Raw genomic sequence first — 17,585 nt, forward strand, 5'->3', positions numbered from 1 at the left:
GAAGCATCGGGCGCGAGACACCACCTCATTCGAACGTAGACACACATGCAATTCCCCGAATCATGGCTCCGTAGCTTCGTCGATCCCAAGCTCTCCACCGACGAACTCGCTCACGCGCTGACGATGGCCGGTCTCGAAGTCGAAGACCTGCGCCCGGTCGCGCCGCCGACCGCGAAGATCGTCGTCGGGCAAGTGCTGGAAGTGGCGAAGCATCCGAACGCCGACAAGCTCAACGTCTGCCAGGTCGATGCCGGCACGGGCGAGCAGTTAAACATTGTCTGCGGCGCGCCGAACGTGTCGCCGGGCATCAAGGTGCCGGTGGCTTTGATCGGCGCGGTGTTGCCGCCGGTCGAAGCAGGCGGCGAGCCGTTCGCCATCAAGCCGACGAAGCTGCGCGGCATCGACAGCCAGGGCATGCTGTGCTCGGCGCGCGAACTCAAGCTGTCGGAAGACCACAGCGGTTTGCTGATTCTCCCGGCGGACGCGAAGGTTGGTCAGGACATCCGCGAGGCGCTGAACCTCGACGACACCGTCTTCGAAATCAAGCTCACGCCGAACAAGGCGGATTGCCTCTCGGTGTTCGGCGTCGCGCGCGAAACGGCTGCGATCACCGGCGCACCGCTGAAGACGCTCGACATGCCGCCCGTCAACACGGCGCTCGACGAAAAGCTGCCGGTCAAGGTGCTGGCGCCGGACTTGTGCGGCCGCTTCTCCGGCCGCGTGATTCGCGGCGTGAATGCACGCGCGAAGACGCCGCAATGGATGGTCGAGCGTCTCGAACGCGCGGGCCAGCGCAGCATCTCCGCGCTCGTCGATATTTCGAACTACGTGATGCTCGAACTCGGCCGTCCGACGCACGTGTTCGATCTCGACAAGATTCACGGCGGCATCGAAGTGCGCTGGGGGAAGAAGGGCGAATCGCTGAAACTCCTGAACGGCAACACCGTCGAGCTGGATGAAACCGTCGGCGTGATCGCAGACGACCGCCAAGTCGAAAGTCTCGCCGGCATCATGGGCGGCGACAGCACGGCCGTCTCGCTCGATACCACGAACATCTATCTGGAAGCCGCGTTCTGGTGGCCCGACGCGATCCGCGGCCGGGCGCGCAAGTACAACTTCTCGACGGACGCAGCGCATCGCTTCGAGCGTGGCGTCGATTATTCGACGACCGTCGAGCACATCGAACGCATCTCGCAACTGATCCTCGATATCTGCGGCGGCGAAGCCGGTCCGGTCGACGACCAGATCCTCAACGTGCCCGAGCGTCGGCCGGTAACGATGCGCGTCGGGCGCGCGCATCGCATCATCGGCGTCGAGATCGGCGCGGAGGAGATCGCGCAGATTTTCACGCGCCTGAACCTCGCGTTCGAACGTGACGGCGACACCTTCAAGGTGACGCCGCCGCCGTATCGCTTCGACATCGAGATCGAAGAGGACCTGATCGAGGAAGTGGCGCGCATCTACGGTTTCGAGAAGATTCCGGCGCGCCCGCCGGTGGCCGCGAGCGAGATGCGCCGCACGAACGAGACGGTTCGCTCCATTCACGTGCTGCGTCATGCCGTTGCCGCGCGCGACTATGCGGAGACGGTCAACTTCAGCTTCGTCGACGCGGAGTGGGAGAAGGACTTCGCCGGCAACGACAATCCGGTCAGGCTCATCAACCCGATCGCGAGCCAGCTTTCGGTCATGCGCACGACGCTCTTCGGCAGTCTGTTCGACGTGCTGCGCTACAACCTGAATCGCCGCGCGGAGCGCATCCGCGTGTTCGAGGCAGGGCGCGTGTTTCTGCGCGATGCATCGGTGAAGGCGGGCGAACTTACCGTGGAAGGCTTCGCGCAGCCCAAGCGCATCGGCGGTCTCGCGTACGGTCCCGCGCTCGAAGAGCAGTGGGGCGTGGCGTCGCGTCAAGTCGACTTCTTCGACGTGAAGGGCGACGTCGAGGCGCTGTTCGCGCCGGTCGTGCCGCGCTTCGTCAAGGCCGAGCATCCGGCGCTGCATCCGGGACGCAGCGCGCGCATCGACGTAGCCGGGCGCGCGGTCGGCTGGATCGGCGAATTGCATCCGCGCTGGATGCAGAAGTACGACCTGCCGCACGCGCCGATTCTCTTCGAAATCGACGCCGAGGCGCTCATGGAACGTGCGCTGCCGACGCCGTCCGAAGTATCGAAATTCCCGCCGGTGCGACGTGATATCGCTGTCGTCGTGGATCAGAACGTGCCCGTGCAGGCGCTTCTCGACGAGCTCGAAAACGCCCGTTCGGAGCCCGCCTGCAAGTACGTCACGCGGGTTGTGCTTTTCGACGAATTCCGTCCAAAATCAAACACTTCCGGCGGTTTGGGAGCGCACGAGAAAAGTCTTGCCTTCCGTGTAACGTTGCAAGATACTGGCGGCACGCTTCAGGACGAAACGGTCGACACGGCCATCAACACGCTGGTGGATCGCCTGGCTCGAGTACACGGCGCGCGGTTGCGCGGATAGCCTGCAGTTGGCCCCTCCGTCTCACACGCATTTGCCGTTTTACCGATATGAACCAAATGAACTCGAGTGATTTCGAAGCCCTTCTTTCGGCGCAGCGTAGCGCCATGACCCGAGACAACACCACTTCGGGCGCGTTGTCGAATGACACGCCGACGCTCACCAAGGCCGAACTGGCGGAAATGCTGTTCGACCACGTCGGTCTGAACAAGCGCGAAGCGAAGGACATGGTCGAAGCGTTTTTCGAGGTCATCCGCGACGCGCTCGAAAGCGGCGACAGCGTCAAGCTGTCGGGCTTCGGCAACTTCCAGTTGCGCGACAAGCCGCAGCGTCCGGGACGCAATCCGAAGACTGGCGAAGCCATTCCCATCGCGGCGCGGCGGGTCGTCACGTTTCACGCGAGCCAGAAGTTGAAGGCGCTGGTCGAAACGGGAGCGGAGACGAGTCTGACTCGCTGACGCGTATCTCGCGCCTGAGGGCGCATCCCGCTGTCCGACCGCCGCGCTTCATCGACATCACTCACCACGATGGTTGATCGACGATGGAAAAAGTCGTCTTGCCTCCGATCCCGGCCAAGCGTTATTTCACGATTGGCGAAGTCAGCGAGCTGTGCGGTGTCAAGCCGCACGTGCTGCGCTATTGGGAACAGGAGTTCACGCAACTCAGGCCGGTCAAGCGGCGCGGCAACCGGCGGTACTATCAGCATCACGAAGTCTTGCTGATCCGGCGGATTCGCGAACTGCTTTACGAGCAGGGCTTCACGATCAACGGCGCGCGTAATCGGCTCGACGCGCAAGGGCGCGCCAATGGCGACGATGCCATGTCCGCCGAGTCGTCCGGCGCGACAGAGGCGCAGCAGCCGGCGGTCGACGTCGATCAGCTTCGCAAGGAACTCATGCAGGTGATCGATCTGCTCGGCGGATGAGCGCCGGTTGCATGAACACGAGAAAGCCGCGATCGCGTATCGCGGCTTTTTCGTTTGTATCGAGCGTGCATCGCAGGCCGGCTGTACGATACCCGCGTGTCTTTCTCGTTCTCTTCAGGGAGGCTTTATGCGAGTCTTGATCGTGGGCGCGACGGGATTGCTGGGCACCGAGATCGCGCGGATTCTGGCGCCCGAGCACGATGTGATAACGGCGAGCCGCAAGGGCTCGGATGTCGCTGTGGATTTGTCCGACCAGGCGAGCATCGCGGCGATGTACTCGAAGGTCGGCAACGTGGGCGGGGTGCTATGCGTCGGCGGGACGGCGAAGTTTGCGCCGCTCGACTCGCTCTCCGACGACGACTTCGCGTTTAGTCTCGCCAACAAGCTGATGGGACAGGTCAACCTCGTGCGTTGCGCGATCGGCCATGTGGACGCGGGCGGCTGCATCACGCTGACGAGCGGCACGCTCGCTCAACAGCCGATGATCGGCAGCGCGGCCGTGAGTATCGTCAACGCGGGCGTTGAAGGATTCGCGCGTGCGGCGGCGCTCGAGTTGCAGGGCACGATGCGCGTCAACGTGGTGAGTCCGGGATGGGTTGCCGAGACGCTTCAGTCGATGGGCAAGGACCCCTCCGGCGGCATTCCGGCCGCAGATGTGGCGCGGGCATACAAGCGCACGATCGACGAAGCGATGACCGGACAAGTGCTGCTCGTCGCCAAAGGATGAGCGGCGTCAGCCCGGTGCGGCCTTGACGCTTTTCTCCGATCCCGCGACCGACCAATAGACGATGCTGGGCCCGATACCGCGCGGCGGGTAAATGCGCCAGTCGTTCGCGCCATGGTGAAAGAAGTAGAGCGCGTAAAAGCCGCCGCGTATTGTGTCGGGCGCGCTTACGCAGACATAGCGGCTTCCGCCGGGATAAATGCGGCCGAAGCGCGCCACGCGCGCAGCACTTCGCGCATCGAACCTTCTGGCGATTTCACTGCGCAAAGAGGATGGGGTGTATTTGGCCTGGGCGCGCCTGTGATCGACAGTCGCGCAAGCGGACAGAGGCATTGCGGTGCCGCTCCTTATGTGTCAGTCGAACATTAGAGCTTAAGTGGCTGTTGGGCAAGTGAATTCGCGCGCGCCGCGGCGGTTGCGAGACACGCGCTCGACGCGGAGCGTCGTCATGGCCAAACGAGGAAACCGTAGCCGAATAAGACAAAAGGCTCTCCGGCCGAAAGCCGGAGAGCCTTTTGAATTTTTGGTCGGGGCGAGAGGATTTGAACCTCCGACCACCTGCACCCCATGCAGGTACGCTACCAGGCTGCGCTACGCCCCGAAAGAGCGAAAGTATATCAGAGCGAAACGGATAGTAGAACTGCTTCGGCGATTTTTACGGCAAACGTCGAAGAATCCACTTCTGCCGCTCATGCGTTACGACGCCGCGGCCGACGTGGCATCTGCTTCCACCATGTCCGGCATCTTCGCTTCCACGACGCGCGGCTTGGCGCTCCGTTGCCGCTGCCGGAACCGCAGCGCCAGCACCAGCGACACCGCGCACGGAACGAGATAGCCGAGCACGCGCGCGCTCCACGCCGTGCGCGACCCGACGGCCTCGTACCGCGTATGCGCATGAAAGCCCGCGGACGCGAACACCATCGTCAGAGTGAAGTCGAGGACCATGGCCAGCGCGCAAAAGACGCAGTAGATGAGCGCGCCGTTCCAGACCGGTTTGCCGCTCGCCGCGTTGGCCGTGCGGCACGCGAAGAGCACCGCGCCCAGCAGTAACAGATTGAAAAGCAACGGAACCCAGGGGAAGTCCATGTGCGGATGCCTCATGCGCTGAAGAGATCGGCCGCCCGCCAACCGGACGCCGGGCGCGATCTTCACACGCAGCCCCGTTGTGCTTGAATAAGAGTATTCCTAATCAGTTTGGCCGATCCGCCAGCGCCCCGGAGAGAAAGTCGATGAACGTGCGCACCTTCGTCGTCATGTATTTGCGGCTCGTGTACACGGCGTAGACGGCTGGCGCAAAGGCCGCGTAGTCCGGCAGCACGCGCACGAGCGCGCCCGATTCCAACTCCGCTTCGACGATCCACAGCGGGAAATACGCGAGCCCGATGCCGGCTTTCACCAGTTGTAGCGCCATCGAAGTGTCGTTTGTTTTCAACACGGCTTGATTTCTGACGATGACAGCGCCGTCCGGGCCGGAAAGCGTCACGGACTCGATGTTCGTATAAGTCGGCAGAACCATGCGATGCCGCGCGAGATCGTCGGGATGGCGAGGCTCGCCGTGACGTTCGAGATAAGCGCGCGAGCCGGCCAGCACGAACGGCATCGTGCAGAGCGGCCGCACGATCAGCGAAGGCGACGGCTCCGACGTCGCGCGCAATGCCATGTCGTAGCCTTCTTCGACCAAATCGACGAAGCGGTTCTCCAGCCGCAAGTCGACCAGCACGCCGGGATAGCGCGCCTGATACGCGACGAGCAGATCCGCGAACCGGCGATTCGCGAACCAGCCCGGTGCCGTCACCTTCAGCACGCCCTTCGGCTCGGCGGTCTGTGCGCCGACCGCCGCCTCGGCTGCCTGCAATATGTCGAGCGCCTCGCGGGACTGCTCGTAGTACACGCTGCCTGCTTCGGTCAGGCTCAGGTGCCGTGTCGTGCGGTTCAGCAGCCGCACGCCGAGTTGACGTTCGAGATTCGCGACATGCTTGCTCGTCATGGCCGTCGAAATGTCGAGGCGCTCGGCTGCCTTCACGAAGCTGCCGGCTTCGACCACTTCGCGAAACACGCGCAGGCTGGTGAGCGCATCCATCGTTCAGAATCCGCAGGGAAGGGAAAGCGCGATCTTAGCCGGATCACTTCGGCCATTCATCGAGCGCGTCGTTGAAGAGCGAGGCGACGACGCCACGCAGCCATGTCGTGCGCGGATCGTTGTGATACTTGCGATGCCAGTGCTGCCTAAGATCGAAGCGCGGCAACGGCAGCGGCGGCTCGGCGAGCGTGATCGACGCGTGCTCGGCGACATACGCGAAGCCGATCGCATGCGGCACCGTCGCGATCAGATCGGTGCGCGACAGGATGAACGGCAAGCTCATGAAGTGCGGCGTCTCCAGCACGGCACGGCGTCGCACGCGCTCTTTGTCCAGATAATTCTCAAGGATTTCCTGGCTGCGACCTTCCGCGCGCACGACCGCGTGACCGCATTCGACGAAGCGTTCGAGCGTGAGCGGCGCATTCGCAAACGGATGATCGCGCCGCATCAGGCAGATAAAGCGATGCGAGAAAAGCCGCTGCTGGAAGAAGTTGTTGCCGTGCAGGTCGGGGAAGTAACCGACGGCCAGATCGATGTCGCCGGACGCGAGCCCGCGCTCGACTTCGCCGTGCGATGCCGACACCGAGCGCAGATTCGCGTGCGGCGCTTCTTTCGCGAACGCCTGCAACAGACGCGGCAGAAACACGATCTCGCCGACATCCGAGAGCGCGATGGCGAACGTGTCGGTGCTGGAAGACGGATCGAAATGCTGCGTGTCCAGCAGGCCGCGCTCGATGCGGCTCAGCGCCTCGCGCGCCGCAGGCACGAGCGCGAGCGCGCGCGGCGTCGGTTCCATGCCGCGCGACGTGCGCACGAAAAGCGGATCGTTGAAGTACTCGCGCAGCCGCCCGAGCGCCGTCGACACGCGCGGTTGACTCACGCCGAGCCGTTCGGCTGCACGGCTCACGTTACGCGTTTCCTCGATGGCGACGAGAAACGGAATCAGGTTCAGGTCGAGGTCGTTCATGATGTGGAGCGCGGGCCGCCGTCAGCCGCGTCGCGCGACCAGTTCGGATACGCGTTGCGCCGCGCTTTGCAGCGGGTCGAGAAACGCCTTCACCATCTGCTTCGCGTTCTTGCGCTGTGCATTCCCGCTGATATTGAGCGCCGCGATCACGCGGCCTTGCCGGTCGCGAATCGGCGCGGACATCGAGATCAGTCCTTCTTCCAGTTCCTGATCGACGATGGCCCAGCCCTGGCGGCGCACGAGCGCGATCGCGTCTTTCAACGCATTGCGGTCGGTGATCGTATGCGGCGTCCTCGCGACGATGTTGCTGGCGTTGAGCACCGCGTCGAGCCGCGCGTCGTCGAGCGCCGAGAGCAGGACGCGGCCCATCGACGTGCAGAACGCGGGCAGACGGCTGCCGATGGACAGGTTCTGCGTGATGATCTTGTGCGTCGGCACGCGCAGCACATAGACGATTTCCGCGCCGTTCAGCACGGCCGCCGAACAACTTTCGTGAACCTTCTCGACGAGATCCTCCATAACCGGCTCGGCCAGATTCCAGAACGGCATCGAGGTGAGATAGGCGAAGCCGAGATCGAGAATCTTCGGCGTCAGTTGAAAGAGCCGGCCGTCGGCTTCCACGTAGCCTAGCGACTGCAACGTGAGCAGAATGCGCCGCGCGCCGGCGCGCGTGAGGCCCGTGGCGGCGGCGACATCGGTAAGCGTCTGCGCGGGGCGGCTTGCATCGAACGAACGGATCACGGCCAGGCCGCGCGCGAAGGACTGCACATAGGCGTCGCCGGGACGCGACGGCGCGTCCTGCACGTCGGTATCGGAAGAGGGCGTTGGGAGGTTATTCATGACATTCTCGACGGCTCTGGCTCCGTACAAACCCGCGAATCGCGCGGGTTTCGTTGACACTGCAACGAACGCAGGACTACCATTCGGTTGTTCGCTAAACGAATCCATGTTCGCATATCGAACATACTCACGCAAGCGTCACCGACGCGCAGGTAAACCCGAAGTTCGAAGCAGCGCGTAGTGTCTGCGCGCGCCGAACGGGACCGGAGAAGAACGGCAATGATCAACAAGATTTTCGAATCGCTCGCGTCCGCGGTGGCGGATGTTCACGACGGAGCGACCATCATGATCGGCGGATTCGGCACGGCGGGCATGCCGTCCGAACTGATCGACGCGCTCATCGAGCAGGGCGCGCGCGAGCTGACCATCGTGAACAACAACGCGGGCAACGGCGATACCGGGCTCGCCGCGCTCCTGAAGGCAAAGCGCGTGCGCAAGATCATTTGCTCGTTTCCGCGGCAGACGGATTCGCACGTCTTCGACGCCCTCTACCGCGCGGGCGAGATCGAACTGGAACTCGTGCCGCAGGGCAATCTCGCGGAGCGCATTCGCGCGGCGGGCGCGGGCATCGGCGGCTTTTTCACGCCAACCGGCTACGGCACGAAACTCGCGGAAGGCAAGGAAACGCGCGAGATCGACGGCAAGCATTACGTGCTCGAATCGCCGCTGCACGCGGACTTCGCGCTGGTGAAGGCGTTCAAGGGCGACCGCTGGGGCAATCTGGTCTATCGTAAGACGGCGCGCAACTTCGGGCCGATCATGGCGAGCGCCGCGAAGACGGCCATCGTGCAGGTCTCGAAGGTCGTGCCGCTCGGCGAACTGGACCCGGAACACATCGTGACGCCCGGCATCTTCGTGCAGCGCGTCGTGGAAGTGCCGCAAGCGGTGCATGCCGCCGAACTCGCCGCCGAAGCCGCATAAAGGACAGATGCCATGAAGAAACTGACTCGTGACGAAATGGCCAAGCGCGTGGCCGCGGACATTCCCGAAGGCGCATATGTGAATCTGGGCATCGGCGTGCCGACGCTCGTGGCCAATCATCTCGCGGCCGATCGCGAAATCTTCCTGCACAGCGAGAACGGACTGCTCGGCATGGGACCGGCGCCGGCGAAAGGCGAAGAGGACGACGAACTCATCAACGCCGGCAAGCAGCACGTCACGCTGCTGACGGGCGGCGCGTTCTTCCATCACGCGGATTCGTTCGCGATGATGCGCGGCGGCCATCTCGATTTCTGCGTACTGGGCGCGTTCCAGGTGTCGGCGAAAGGCGATCTGGCGAACTGGCACACCGGCGCGCCCGACGCGATTCCGGCTGTCGGCGGCGCGATGGACCTCGCCATCGGAGCCAAGCAGGTTTACGTGATGATGGAACTGCTCACGAAGCAGGGCGAAAGCAAGCTCGTCGCCGAGTGTTCCTATCCGGTGACGGGCGTGCAGTGCGTCGACCGCGTCTACACGGACCTCGCCGTGTTCGACGTGACGCCGGACGGCTTCGTCGTGCGCGAGATCGTCGACGGTCTGTCGTTCGAGGAATTGCAGAAGCTGGCCAACGTGCCGCTTCAGTACGCGCCCATTTCCGAGGCAGCCTGAGAAACATATCTAGATTTGGAGCAAGCGATGAAAGATGCATTCGTATGTGACGCGATCCGCACGCCGTTCGGCCGCTACGCCGGCTCGCTGTCGTCGGTGCGCGCGGACGATCTGGGCGCCGTGCCGCTGCGCGCGCTGATGGAGCGCAACAAGGAAGTGGACTGGGAAGCTGTCGAGGAAGTCATCTACGGCTGCGCGAATCAGGCGGGCGAAGACAACCGCAACGTCGCGCGCATGTCGGCGCTGCTCGCGGGCCTGCCGGTCGGCGTGCCCGGTTCCACGGTGAATCGTCTCTGCGGTTCGGGCATGGACGCGATCGGCATCGCGGCGCGCGCCGTCAAGTCGGGCGAGGCGGGGTTGCTCGTCGCGGGCGGCGTCGAAAGCATGAGCCGCGCGCCGTTCGTCATGGGCAAGGCGACGAGCGCGTTCTCGCGTCAGGCCGATATCTACGATACGACCATCGGCTGGCGCTTCGTCAATCCGCTGATGAAGAAGCAGTACGGCGTCGACTCGATGCCGGAGACCGCCGAGAACGTCGCCGACGACTACAAGGTGAGCCGCGAAGATCAGGACGCGTTCGCGCTGCGCAGCCAGCAGAAGGCGGCGCGCGCGCAGAAGGACGGCTCGCTCGCGCAGGAAATCACGCCGGTCACGATTCCGCAGAAGAAGGGCGATGCGATCGTCGTCGATCGCGACGAGCATCCGCGCGAAACGAGCCTCGAAGCGCTGGCCAAGCTCAAGGGCGTCGTGCGCCCGGACGGCAGCGTGACGGCGGGTAATGCGTCGGGCGTCAACGACGGCGCCTGCGCGCTTCTGATCGCCGACGAAGACAGCGCGAAGCGCCACGGCCTCACGCCGCGCGCGCGCATCCTCGGCATGGCGACCGCTGGCGTGCCGCCGCGCGTGATGGGCATCGGGCCGGGTCCGGCGTCGCAGAAGCTGCTCGCGCGTCTTGGCATGACCATCGACCAGATGGACGTGATCGAGCTGAACGAAGCCTTCGCGTCTCAAGGGCTCGCGGTGCTGCGCATGCTGGGCGTCGGCGACGACGATCCGCGCGTCAATCCGAACGGCGGCGCAATTGCGCTCGGGCATCCGCTCGGCGCGAGCGGCGCGCGGCTCGTGACGGCGGCGACGTATCAACTCGAACGCACCGGCGGCCGCTTCGCGCTGTGCACCATGTGCATCGGCGTGGGTCAGGGCATTGCGATGGTCATCGAACGCGTCTGACGACATGTTCGACTCCACCGGACGACTGACCGACCTCATCTGCGGCAGTGAAGCGGCCAACGCGGTCTGGTCGCCGCGCGCCACCGTGCAGGCCATGCTCGACGTGGAAGCGGCGCTCGCGCGCGCGTCGGCCAAAGCGGGCGTGATTCCCGCGAGCGCCGTCGATGCGATCGTCGCCGCGTGCGACGCCGACAACATCGACGCGGCGGCGCTGATGTCGGGCGCGGCCGCGGGCGGCAATCTCGCGATTCCGCTCGTCAAGCAGTTGACCGCCGTCGTCAAGACGCGCGACGGCGAAGCCGCGAAGTACGTGCATTGGGGCGCGACGAGCCAGGACATCATCGACACGGGCGTGGTGCTGCAATTGCGCGCGGCGCTCGATCTGCTGGACGCGGACCTGCGCACGCTTGCCGACGCGCTCGCGGATCAGGCGGACAAGCATCGCGCGACGCCGATGATCGGCCGCACGTGGCTGCAACAGGCGCTGCCGATCACGCTCGGCCTAAAGTTCGCGCAATGGCTGGACGCGGTGACACGTCATCGCGCGCGTCTTTCCGATGTGCGCGCACGCGCGCTCGCGCTCCAGTTCGGCGGCGCGGCGGGCACGCTCGCGAGCCTGCGCGACAAGGCGCTGCCGACGGCGCGCGCGCTCGCCGACGATCTGCGCCTCGCGCTGCCTGCGCTGCCTTGGCATACGCAGCGCGATCGGATCGCGGAAGCGGCGTCGTTCTTCGGCATGCTGACGGGCACGCTCGGCAAGATCGCGCGGGACATTTCGCTCATGATGCAGACGGAACTCGGCGAAGTGGCCGAGCCGTCGGCGGCGGGCAAGGGCGGCTCGTCGACGATGCCGCACAAGCGCAACCCGGTCGGCTGCGCGGCCGTGCTCACGGCGGCCACGCGCGCGCCGAATCTCGTCGCGACGATCTTCGCGGGCATGGTGCAGGAACACGAGCGCGCGCTCGGCGGCTGGCAAGCCGAGTGGGAAGCGTTGCCGGACCTCGCGCGGCTGACGTCGGGCGCGCTCGCCAACGTGAAGGACATCGTGCCGGGGCTCGAAGTCAACGTCGGACGGCTCGCAGCGAATCTGAACGCGACGAACGGCCTCGTGCTCGGCGAGGCCGTGATGCTCGCGCTCGGCGACGCCATCGGCCGGCTCGACGCGCACAAGCTCGTCGAAGGCGCGTCGAAGGCGGCGGTCGCGAGCGGTCAGTCGCTCTTCGACGTGCTCGCCACGGACGAAACGGTCAGCGCGCATCTGTCGCAAGCGCGTCTCAAGGAACTGCTCGATCCGGCGAACTACGTCGGTCAGGCTCAGGCGTTCGTCGATGCCGCCATCGCGCAGCATCGCCAGTATCAAGACCAAGATTCGGAGCAATAACAGCATGCCTTTTGCCGATATCAACCAAACCCGGATTCACTACCGGATCGACGCCGCCGCCGGCAACGACGCGCCGTGGCTCGTGCTCTCGAATTCGCTCGGCGCGGACGTGTCGATGTGGACGCCGCAGATCGAGGCGTTCGCGAAGCACTACCGCGTGCTGCGCTACGACACGCGCGGTCACGGCCATTCGGACGTGCCGGCCGGCCCGTACACCGTCGATCAACTGATCGGCGATGTCGTCGCGCTGATGGACCATGTGGGCATCGAGCGCGCGAACTACTGCGGCCTTTCGATGGGCGGCCTGACCGGCATCGGGCTCGCCGCGCGTCATCCCGAGCGCTTCTCGCGCGTGGTGCTGTCGAACACGGCCGCGAAGATCGGATCGGACGCCGTGTGGACGCCGCGCGCCGCGAAAGCGCGCGAGACGGGCGGCATGGCCGCGCTCACCGATAGCGTCATCGCGCGCTGGTTCACCGCGCCGTTCATCGAGCGTGAGCGGCTCGTGCTCGCCAATATCCGCGACGTGTTCCGCCACACCTCAGGCGACGGCTACGCGTCCAACTGCGAGGCGATCCGCGACGCAGACCTTCGCGAAGAAGCGAAGACCATCGCGCTGCCCGTGCTCGTGATCGCGGGCACGCACGACCTGTCGACGACGGCCGAGCAGGGCCGCGAACTCGCGGGCGCCATCGGCGGATCGCGCTACGTCGAACTGGATGCCGCGCATCTGTCGAACATCGAGAAGCACGACGCCTACACGCACGCCGTGCTCGACTTCCTCGGAGAACAGCAATGACCGACGACGAACGCTACGAAGCGGGCATGCAAGTGCGCCGCGCGGTGCTGTCCGACGCGCACGTGGACCGCTCGCTCGCCAACCGCACGGACCTCACGACCGAGTTCCAGAACTTCATCACGCGTTATGCATGGGGCGAGATCTGGACGCGCGAAGGCTTGCCGCGCCACACGCGCAGTCTCATCACCATCGCGATGATGGTGGCGCTCAACCGCAGCGAAGAACTCGCGCTGCACCTGCGCGCCGCGAAGAACAACGGCGTGACGCAGGACGAGATCAAGGAAGTGCTGATGCAGACCGCGGTCTATTGCGGCGTGCCTGCGGCGAATTCGGCGTTCCACCTCGCGCAGAAGATTTTCGAGGAAGAAGCGCGGTCGGGCGGGCAGTAGCCGGATCACGTTCGAAAAAGCCGTCTCCGCTATGCCGGAGACGGCTTTTGCGCTTCTAGAACGCGTAGTACGGTCCGTTGCCCGCTGGCGTCGCGCGGCCTTCGAGCGCGGTGAACACGCGTCGGCCGTAGAAGAACGGCAGGCCCCAGTCGAAGTAGCCGCTCGCCGGCCCCGCCAGATTGCTGAACGCGTTATTGCTGCTCGACAGGAGCGTCGTCGAACTGGCGACGGAAAACGACACGGCGGCCGACGCGCCGGTCGCGGAACTGAGCGTCGCGTTCAGCGATTGCGTCGTGGCCGGGCAGTACCACGCGCCGCAGGACGGAAGTGTGGTCGAAGGGAAGAAGAGGCCGTTCGATCCGCTGTCGATGAAGCTCGAGCCGTAGTCGCTGCCGCCGAAGTTCGTCGAGACGTAGCCTGTGATGGAGTTGGACTTGAGCACCGTCGCCGAGCCCAACAGATTGTTCGCCTGCGATCCGATGCCGAAGGTCATCGTTCCCGCGACCGTGGACGCGCCTTCGGGCGGCACGGCCGGCAATTCGATCAGCACGCCGTTGTTGTCCGTGGCGAAGCGTGCGACCGGATTCGTCACTTGCTGCGCGACGGCGACCGTGGTGGCGGAACACGCGCTCGACGTGCAGTCGTAGTACCAGCGCGGCATCGCGGACGCAGCGCAACCGGCGCCGCAATCGGCGGTGAACGGCCCGACGCCCAGAATGCCGTTGCCGCGCAGGTTCGACGCGGTGAGCATCGGCAGACCGGACTGACTGCAATCCGTGGCGGCGGCGGGCACGGCGGAATCGGCGATCAGCTGAACGGAGATCGCGCTCGCCACCTGGCCGGCAAGCCGTACATCGGCCTGGCGCACCGCGCCCCACGTATAACCGGAGCCGAACACCGCGCATTCCGCGACGACTGAACTGCCCGCGCTGCTCGTCTTGCCCGCCACGAGAGGCAACGCAATCGACGGATCGAGCGCGGACGCGAGCACGCGCAAGCCTTGCGAGCCGGTATCCACCTGAATGTTGTCGATGGTCTGGCACTTGTTCGTGCCGGGTACGCAGAGGGTGACGCTCGTTTGCAGCATGTTGCGCGTGCCGGTGGAAATGCGCGTGACTTGAATGGGCTGCACGTTGGGCGTCACAGACTGAACGACGACGTTGCTCGCGGCGCTCGGCGGGCTAGCGGCAACCGGCGCGCTGGCCGGGGCGGGCGTGCTTGCTGCCGATGGTGCCGGCGCGGCTGGCGAAGCGGTCGTCGTGTTTCCCGAGCCGCCGCCGCCACAAGCGTGAAGCAGCAGGCAGACGGCGATCACGGGCAGGCGGCAAAGCGTGCGGATGGTCATGGCTGGTCTCTCGCGCTTTATTGGATATCCGCTGCCGATACGCCCGCCGGCAACGCGCTCATGAGCCACGCGCGCCCGCTGAATTCCCGCAGGCGCGTCCGATTCTCGACTCTCAGATCCGCGTCCGACACGCGGGCCGTGTGCAGCCCGGCATCGCCCGCCGTGGCGCTTGCGCCTTCCCGAAAGCGCGAGAAGTAAGCGCCGAGCAACGCCTCGACGTTCGGCATCGCCGGTCCGCGCCACGAGACGGCGTACACGGTGCCGGCCGCATCGACGTATTCGCGCAGCACGATGCCGTGCGGATCTGTCGTCTCGCGGTAGGTCGCGAGCCCGCTCTGTGCCCGGTGGACTACCGGGCCGTCCGCTGCGTCCGACGCGCGCTTGGTCGCGCCGAGTTGCGCATGGCACAGCGTGCTGACGCCGAGCGCGATGCAGGCGGCGGCAAGGTACTGAGGACATCTTATGTTTCGCATCGTTGTCTCCGATTGTTCTAGGAGCAATCCTATTTTCAAGACAGAATTCTAAGATGAATGCGAAGGCGAGCGATACGGGAACGAGCGCGCTAGGAAAGCGACGGAAAAACGCAGAGAAGTCCGAAAATTCAAGACGTTGCGGAAAACGGAACGGCACATTGCCGATTTGCGCGAATGTCATAAATTGTCAAATGTGTGCGACGGCGGTCTAATAAGGATGGGGATCGACTCCATCGTCGCGCGTCGATCGCGGCCAGAAGAATGCGATGTCATCCGGTCGCGCCCGGCGAGTCGCTTACCCCTCTTTTTGCACGGCGTTGCGCCGGACCGGTAAAATGCTGGGTTGATCCACGGACGACCCCGTGGCGTAGCGGAAGGACTTTCCAGACATGACAGATTTTCGTGTAACCAAGCGGATGGCTGCGCTTTTCGCGGTGGCCGGAATCGTGGCGGGTTGCGGCACCTCATCGCCCACCGCGATCAACTACAAGAGCGATCAACGCTCGAAGCAATCGTCGCTCGCCGTTCCGCCGAACCTTCTCGACGAAGCGGTCGACCAGCGTTCGTTGCCGCCGCAAGGCGGGCAGGCGTCGCTCTCGGATCTTCAGCAGGTTCAGAAAGTCGCGCCGAACGCGCCCACCGTGGTGCCGCCGGTTTCGGGCATGCATATCCAGCGCGACGGCGCGGAGCGCTGGCTCGTCATCGACAACAAATCGCCCGATCAGGTCTGGCCGCAGATCCGCCGCTTCTGGCAGGAGCAGGGCTTCCTGCTCGTCGTCGATTCGCGCGACAAGGGCGTGATGGAAACCGACTGGAACGAAACGCATCCGCAGATTTCGGACGGCCTTATCCGCGACACGCTCGCGAAGGCCACCGGCAATTCGTATGTGACGGCCGAGCGCAACAAGTACCGCACGCGTCTGGAAGCGGGATCGAACGGCGGCACCTACGTGTTCATCAGCCAGAAGGGCATGCGTGAGGCGCTGACCGGCGTCAACAACGACACAAGCCAGTGGCAGGCGCGTCCGAACGATCCGGCGCTCGAAAACGAATACCTGAAGCGGCTGATGTCGTCGCTGGCAATCGCTGACTCTCGCCAGGCGGCGGGTGTCGCGGGCGCAGGCGACACGGCCGCATCCGCGAACGCGCAGCCCGCGAAGGGCGGCGATAACAAGGCGGCCGCCACGGCCGCGCAGAACGTCGCGAACGCCGGCAATAGCCCGATTCGCAATGAGACGGTGCCGCGGGCCGAGTCCGCGCAACTCACGTTGCCCGAAGCGTACGACCGCGCGTGGCTGCGCGTGGGCATTGCGCTCGACCGTGCAAACTTCACGGTGGACGACCGGGACCGGGCGCGCGGCGTCTACTTCGTGCGTTATGCCGACCCGAACGACAAGTCGGCCCGCGAGCAAGGGTTCTGGAGCCAGGTTTTCCACGGCCGCAAGGAAATCGCCGTGAAGCAGTATCAGGTCAACGTGCGCGCCATTACCGAAGGCGAAACGCGCGTGGCGATCGTCGATGACAAGGGCCAGGTGGATTCGTCTCCGCAAGCGCGGCAGATCATGGCATTGCTGGCTGATCAGATCAGCTGATCCGGCGTCTGAAGCGCACAGTCGCTCAGCGCTATGAGAACCGCCTCTTCACGAGGCGGTTTTTTTTCGCCACGCATACAGGCGAACCGCGGAGTCTGGCGCCGAATGCAAAGTGCGCCGACAGACGAATTGCATGCGAAGAGCGTGCTTATATTGCGCAGAGGATTCTTTTCATCATCCAATGTGCGCAATAGCTTATAAAAAAATCACGGGGGACAGTACATTGCGGTCATGGCGTGATTGACGCGCCGCCGCTCGATTCAGAGCAGCAAGTCACCCGCAGACAACACCCGATAACGGCTCGCGGCAGCGAGTCCCGATGGCCCCGTCGCCTATCCTCGTAGGGCGACGGCTTTTGCCCGCGTTCCACCCGGAACGCGGGTTTTTTCTTTGCGCGTTTAAATCGTTCCCGGCGCGTTTTGCGTCACGCGTTTATGCTTTGCTTTTAATCGTTTATTGAAGACAGGAGAGAACGCGTATGTCAGAAGTCGCCGTGGTCGCCATTTTTATCGCCAAGCCGGGAAAAGAAGAAGAGTTGCGGCAAGTGCTGGAAGCCAACGTCGAACCGACGCGCCAGGAACGCGGCGCGCTTCAGTACGATCTGCATCGCGACATCAAGGAGCCGCGCCGCTTTATCTTCGTCGAACGTTGGGAAAGCGAAGCCGCGCTCGCAGACCACGGCCAGACCGCGCACATTCAGGCGTTCAGGGCCAAGGCTCCCGAACTCTATGAACACGGCGAAGTGCACGTCGCGAGCAAGCTGCTCTGAAGCAAG

General features: G+C 64.5%; 19 protein-coding genes and 1 tRNA gene. 12 read left to right on the forward strand and 8 right to left on the reverse strand.

The features are described 5' to 3' along the window. The first annotated feature begins 45 nt into the window (after window positions 1–45). The 4 genes from pheT to LDZ26_RS05120 all read left to right on the forward strand — a co-directional run bounded on the left by pheT (window position 46) and on the right by LDZ26_RS05120 (window position 4,127). Window positions 46–2,478, forward strand: a complete 2,433-nt coding sequence (gene pheT, locus LDZ26_RS05105; protein WP_244848453.1) for a phenylalanine--tRNA ligase subunit beta — start codon at window positions 46–48, stop codon at window positions 2,476–2,478. A 47-nt stretch (window positions 2,479–2,525) separates the two neighbouring features. Beyond that, the gene (locus LDZ26_RS05110) at window positions 2,526–2,933 is read left to right on the forward strand and encodes an integration host factor subunit alpha (RefSeq protein WP_159835930.1); all 408 of its coding nucleotides are present in this window, start codon (window positions 2,526–2,528) and stop codon (window positions 2,931–2,933) included. Between the two features lie 83 nt (window positions 2,934–3,016). Further along, window positions 3,017–3,400 (forward strand): MerR family transcriptional regulator, encoded by a 384-nt coding sequence (locus LDZ26_RS05115; protein WP_244848454.1) that lies wholly within the window; start codon window positions 3,017–3,019, stop codon window positions 3,398–3,400. A gap of 127 nt (window positions 3,401–3,527) precedes the next feature. Beyond that, window positions 3,528–4,127, forward strand: a complete 600-nt coding sequence (locus LDZ26_RS05120) for a short chain dehydrogenase (RefSeq protein ID WP_244848455.1) — start codon at window positions 3,528–3,530, stop codon at window positions 4,125–4,127. Between the two features lie 6 nt (window positions 4,128–4,133). On the opposite strand, the gene LDZ26_RS05125 is transcribed toward LDZ26_RS05120, so the two are convergent. The 6 genes from LDZ26_RS05125 to LDZ26_RS05150 form a co-directional block, all read right to left on the reverse strand. Beyond that, entirely contained in the window at window positions 4,134–4,343 is a 210-nt protein-coding gene (locus LDZ26_RS05125; protein WP_244848456.1) for a hypothetical protein, read from the reverse strand. Between the two features lie 305 nt (window positions 4,344–4,648). Beyond that, window positions 4,649–4,725: transfer RNA gene (locus LDZ26_RS05130), tRNA-Pro, on the reverse strand. 95 nt (window positions 4,726–4,820) lie between these two features. Further along, window positions 4,821–5,210, reverse strand: a complete 390-nt coding sequence (locus LDZ26_RS05135) for a hypothetical protein (protein WP_244848458.1) — start codon at window positions 5,208–5,210, stop codon at window positions 4,821–4,823. Between the two features lie 103 nt (window positions 5,211–5,313). Continuing rightward, window positions 5,314–6,204, reverse strand: a complete 891-nt coding sequence (locus LDZ26_RS05140) for a LysR family transcriptional regulator (RefSeq protein ID WP_244848459.1) — start codon at window positions 6,202–6,204, stop codon at window positions 5,314–5,316. A gap of 43 nt (window positions 6,205–6,247) precedes the next feature. Next, complete coding sequence (locus LDZ26_RS05145; RefSeq protein ID WP_244848461.1) at window positions 6,248–7,171, reverse strand: LysR family transcriptional regulator; 924 nt, start codon at window positions 7,169–7,171, stop codon at window positions 6,248–6,250. A gap of 21 nt (window positions 7,172–7,192) precedes the next feature. Beyond that, window positions 7,193–8,011: an IclR family transcriptional regulator gene (locus LDZ26_RS05150; RefSeq protein WP_244848462.1), complete on the reverse strand. Its 819-nt coding sequence runs from the start codon at window positions 8,009–8,011 to the stop codon at window positions 7,193–7,195. A gap of 219 nt (window positions 8,012–8,230) precedes the next feature. On the opposite strand from LDZ26_RS05150, the gene LDZ26_RS05155 reads away from it, so the two are divergent. Genes LDZ26_RS05155 through pcaC form a run of 6 tightly spaced genes read left to right on the forward strand, consistent with a single transcriptional unit; the run spans window position 8,231 to window position 13,400 of the window. After that, window positions 8,231–8,932 carry a 3-oxoacid CoA-transferase subunit A gene (locus tag LDZ26_RS05155; protein ID WP_175940087.1) on the forward strand — a complete coding sequence of 234 codons (702 nt, stop codon included), beginning with the start codon at window positions 8,231–8,233 and terminating at the stop codon, window positions 8,930–8,932. A gap of 12 nt (window positions 8,933–8,944) precedes the next feature. Continuing rightward, window positions 8,945–9,601, forward strand: a complete 657-nt coding sequence (locus LDZ26_RS05160) for a 3-oxoacid CoA-transferase subunit B (RefSeq protein WP_244848463.1) — start codon at window positions 8,945–8,947, stop codon at window positions 9,599–9,601. A gap of 27 nt (window positions 9,602–9,628) precedes the next feature. Beyond that, window positions 9,629–10,831 carry a 3-oxoadipyl-CoA thiolase gene (gene pcaF, locus LDZ26_RS05165; protein WP_244848464.1) on the forward strand — a complete coding sequence of 401 codons (1,203 nt, stop codon included), beginning with the start codon at window positions 9,629–9,631 and terminating at the stop codon, window positions 10,829–10,831. Between the two features lie 4 nt (window positions 10,832–10,835). Beyond that, a complete protein-coding gene (locus LDZ26_RS05170) occupies window positions 10,836–12,212 on the forward strand; it encodes a 3-carboxy-cis,cis-muconate cycloisomerase (RefSeq protein ID WP_244848465.1) in 1,377 nt (458 codons plus the stop codon). 4 nt (window positions 12,213–12,216) lie between these two features. Continuing rightward, the gene (pcaD, locus tag LDZ26_RS05175; RefSeq protein ID WP_244848466.1) at window positions 12,217–13,011 is read left to right on the forward strand and encodes a 3-oxoadipate enol-lactonase; all 795 of its coding nucleotides are present in this window, start codon (window positions 12,217–12,219) and stop codon (window positions 13,009–13,011) included. Further along, window positions 13,008–13,400: a 4-carboxymuconolactone decarboxylase gene (gene pcaC, locus LDZ26_RS05180; protein ID WP_244848468.1), complete on the forward strand. Its 393-nt coding sequence runs from the start codon at window positions 13,008–13,010 to the stop codon at window positions 13,398–13,400. Before pcaD ends, pcaC begins: the two co-directional genes overlap by 4 nt. 55 nt (window positions 13,401–13,455) lie before the next feature. Here the strand turns inward: pcaC and LDZ26_RS05185 are convergent, their stop codons facing one another. Together LDZ26_RS05185 and LDZ26_RS05190 are read right to left on the reverse strand one after the other, a co-directional pair. Continuing rightward, complete coding sequence (locus tag LDZ26_RS05185; RefSeq protein WP_244848469.1) at window positions 13,456–14,745, reverse strand: DUF3443 domain-containing protein; 1,290 nt, start codon at window positions 14,743–14,745, stop codon at window positions 13,456–13,458. Between the two features lie 17 nt (window positions 14,746–14,762). Further along, entirely contained in the window at window positions 14,763–15,218 is a 456-nt protein-coding gene (locus LDZ26_RS05190) for a DUF2844 domain-containing protein (protein ID WP_244848470.1), read from the reverse strand. A gap of 389 nt (window positions 15,219–15,607) precedes the next feature. On the opposite strand from LDZ26_RS05190, the gene bamC reads away from it, so the two are divergent. Both bamC and LDZ26_RS05200 read left to right on the forward strand, forming a co-directional pair. Further along, window positions 15,608–16,810 carry an outer membrane protein assembly factor BamC gene (gene bamC, locus LDZ26_RS05195; RefSeq protein ID WP_244848471.1) on the forward strand — a complete coding sequence of 401 codons (1,203 nt, stop codon included), beginning with the start codon at window positions 15,608–15,610 and terminating at the stop codon, window positions 16,808–16,810. A gap of 478 nt (window positions 16,811–17,288) precedes the next feature. Further along, entirely contained in the window at window positions 17,289–17,579 is a 291-nt protein-coding gene (locus LDZ26_RS05200; RefSeq protein WP_244848472.1) for a putative quinol monooxygenase, read from the forward strand. The last annotated feature ends 6 nt before the right edge of the window (window positions 17,580–17,585 follow it).

It is taken from the genome of Caballeronia sp. SL2Y3 (assembly GCF_022879575.1).
Taxonomy (GTDB): domain Bacteria; phylum Pseudomonadota; class Gammaproteobacteria; order Burkholderiales; family Burkholderiaceae; genus Caballeronia.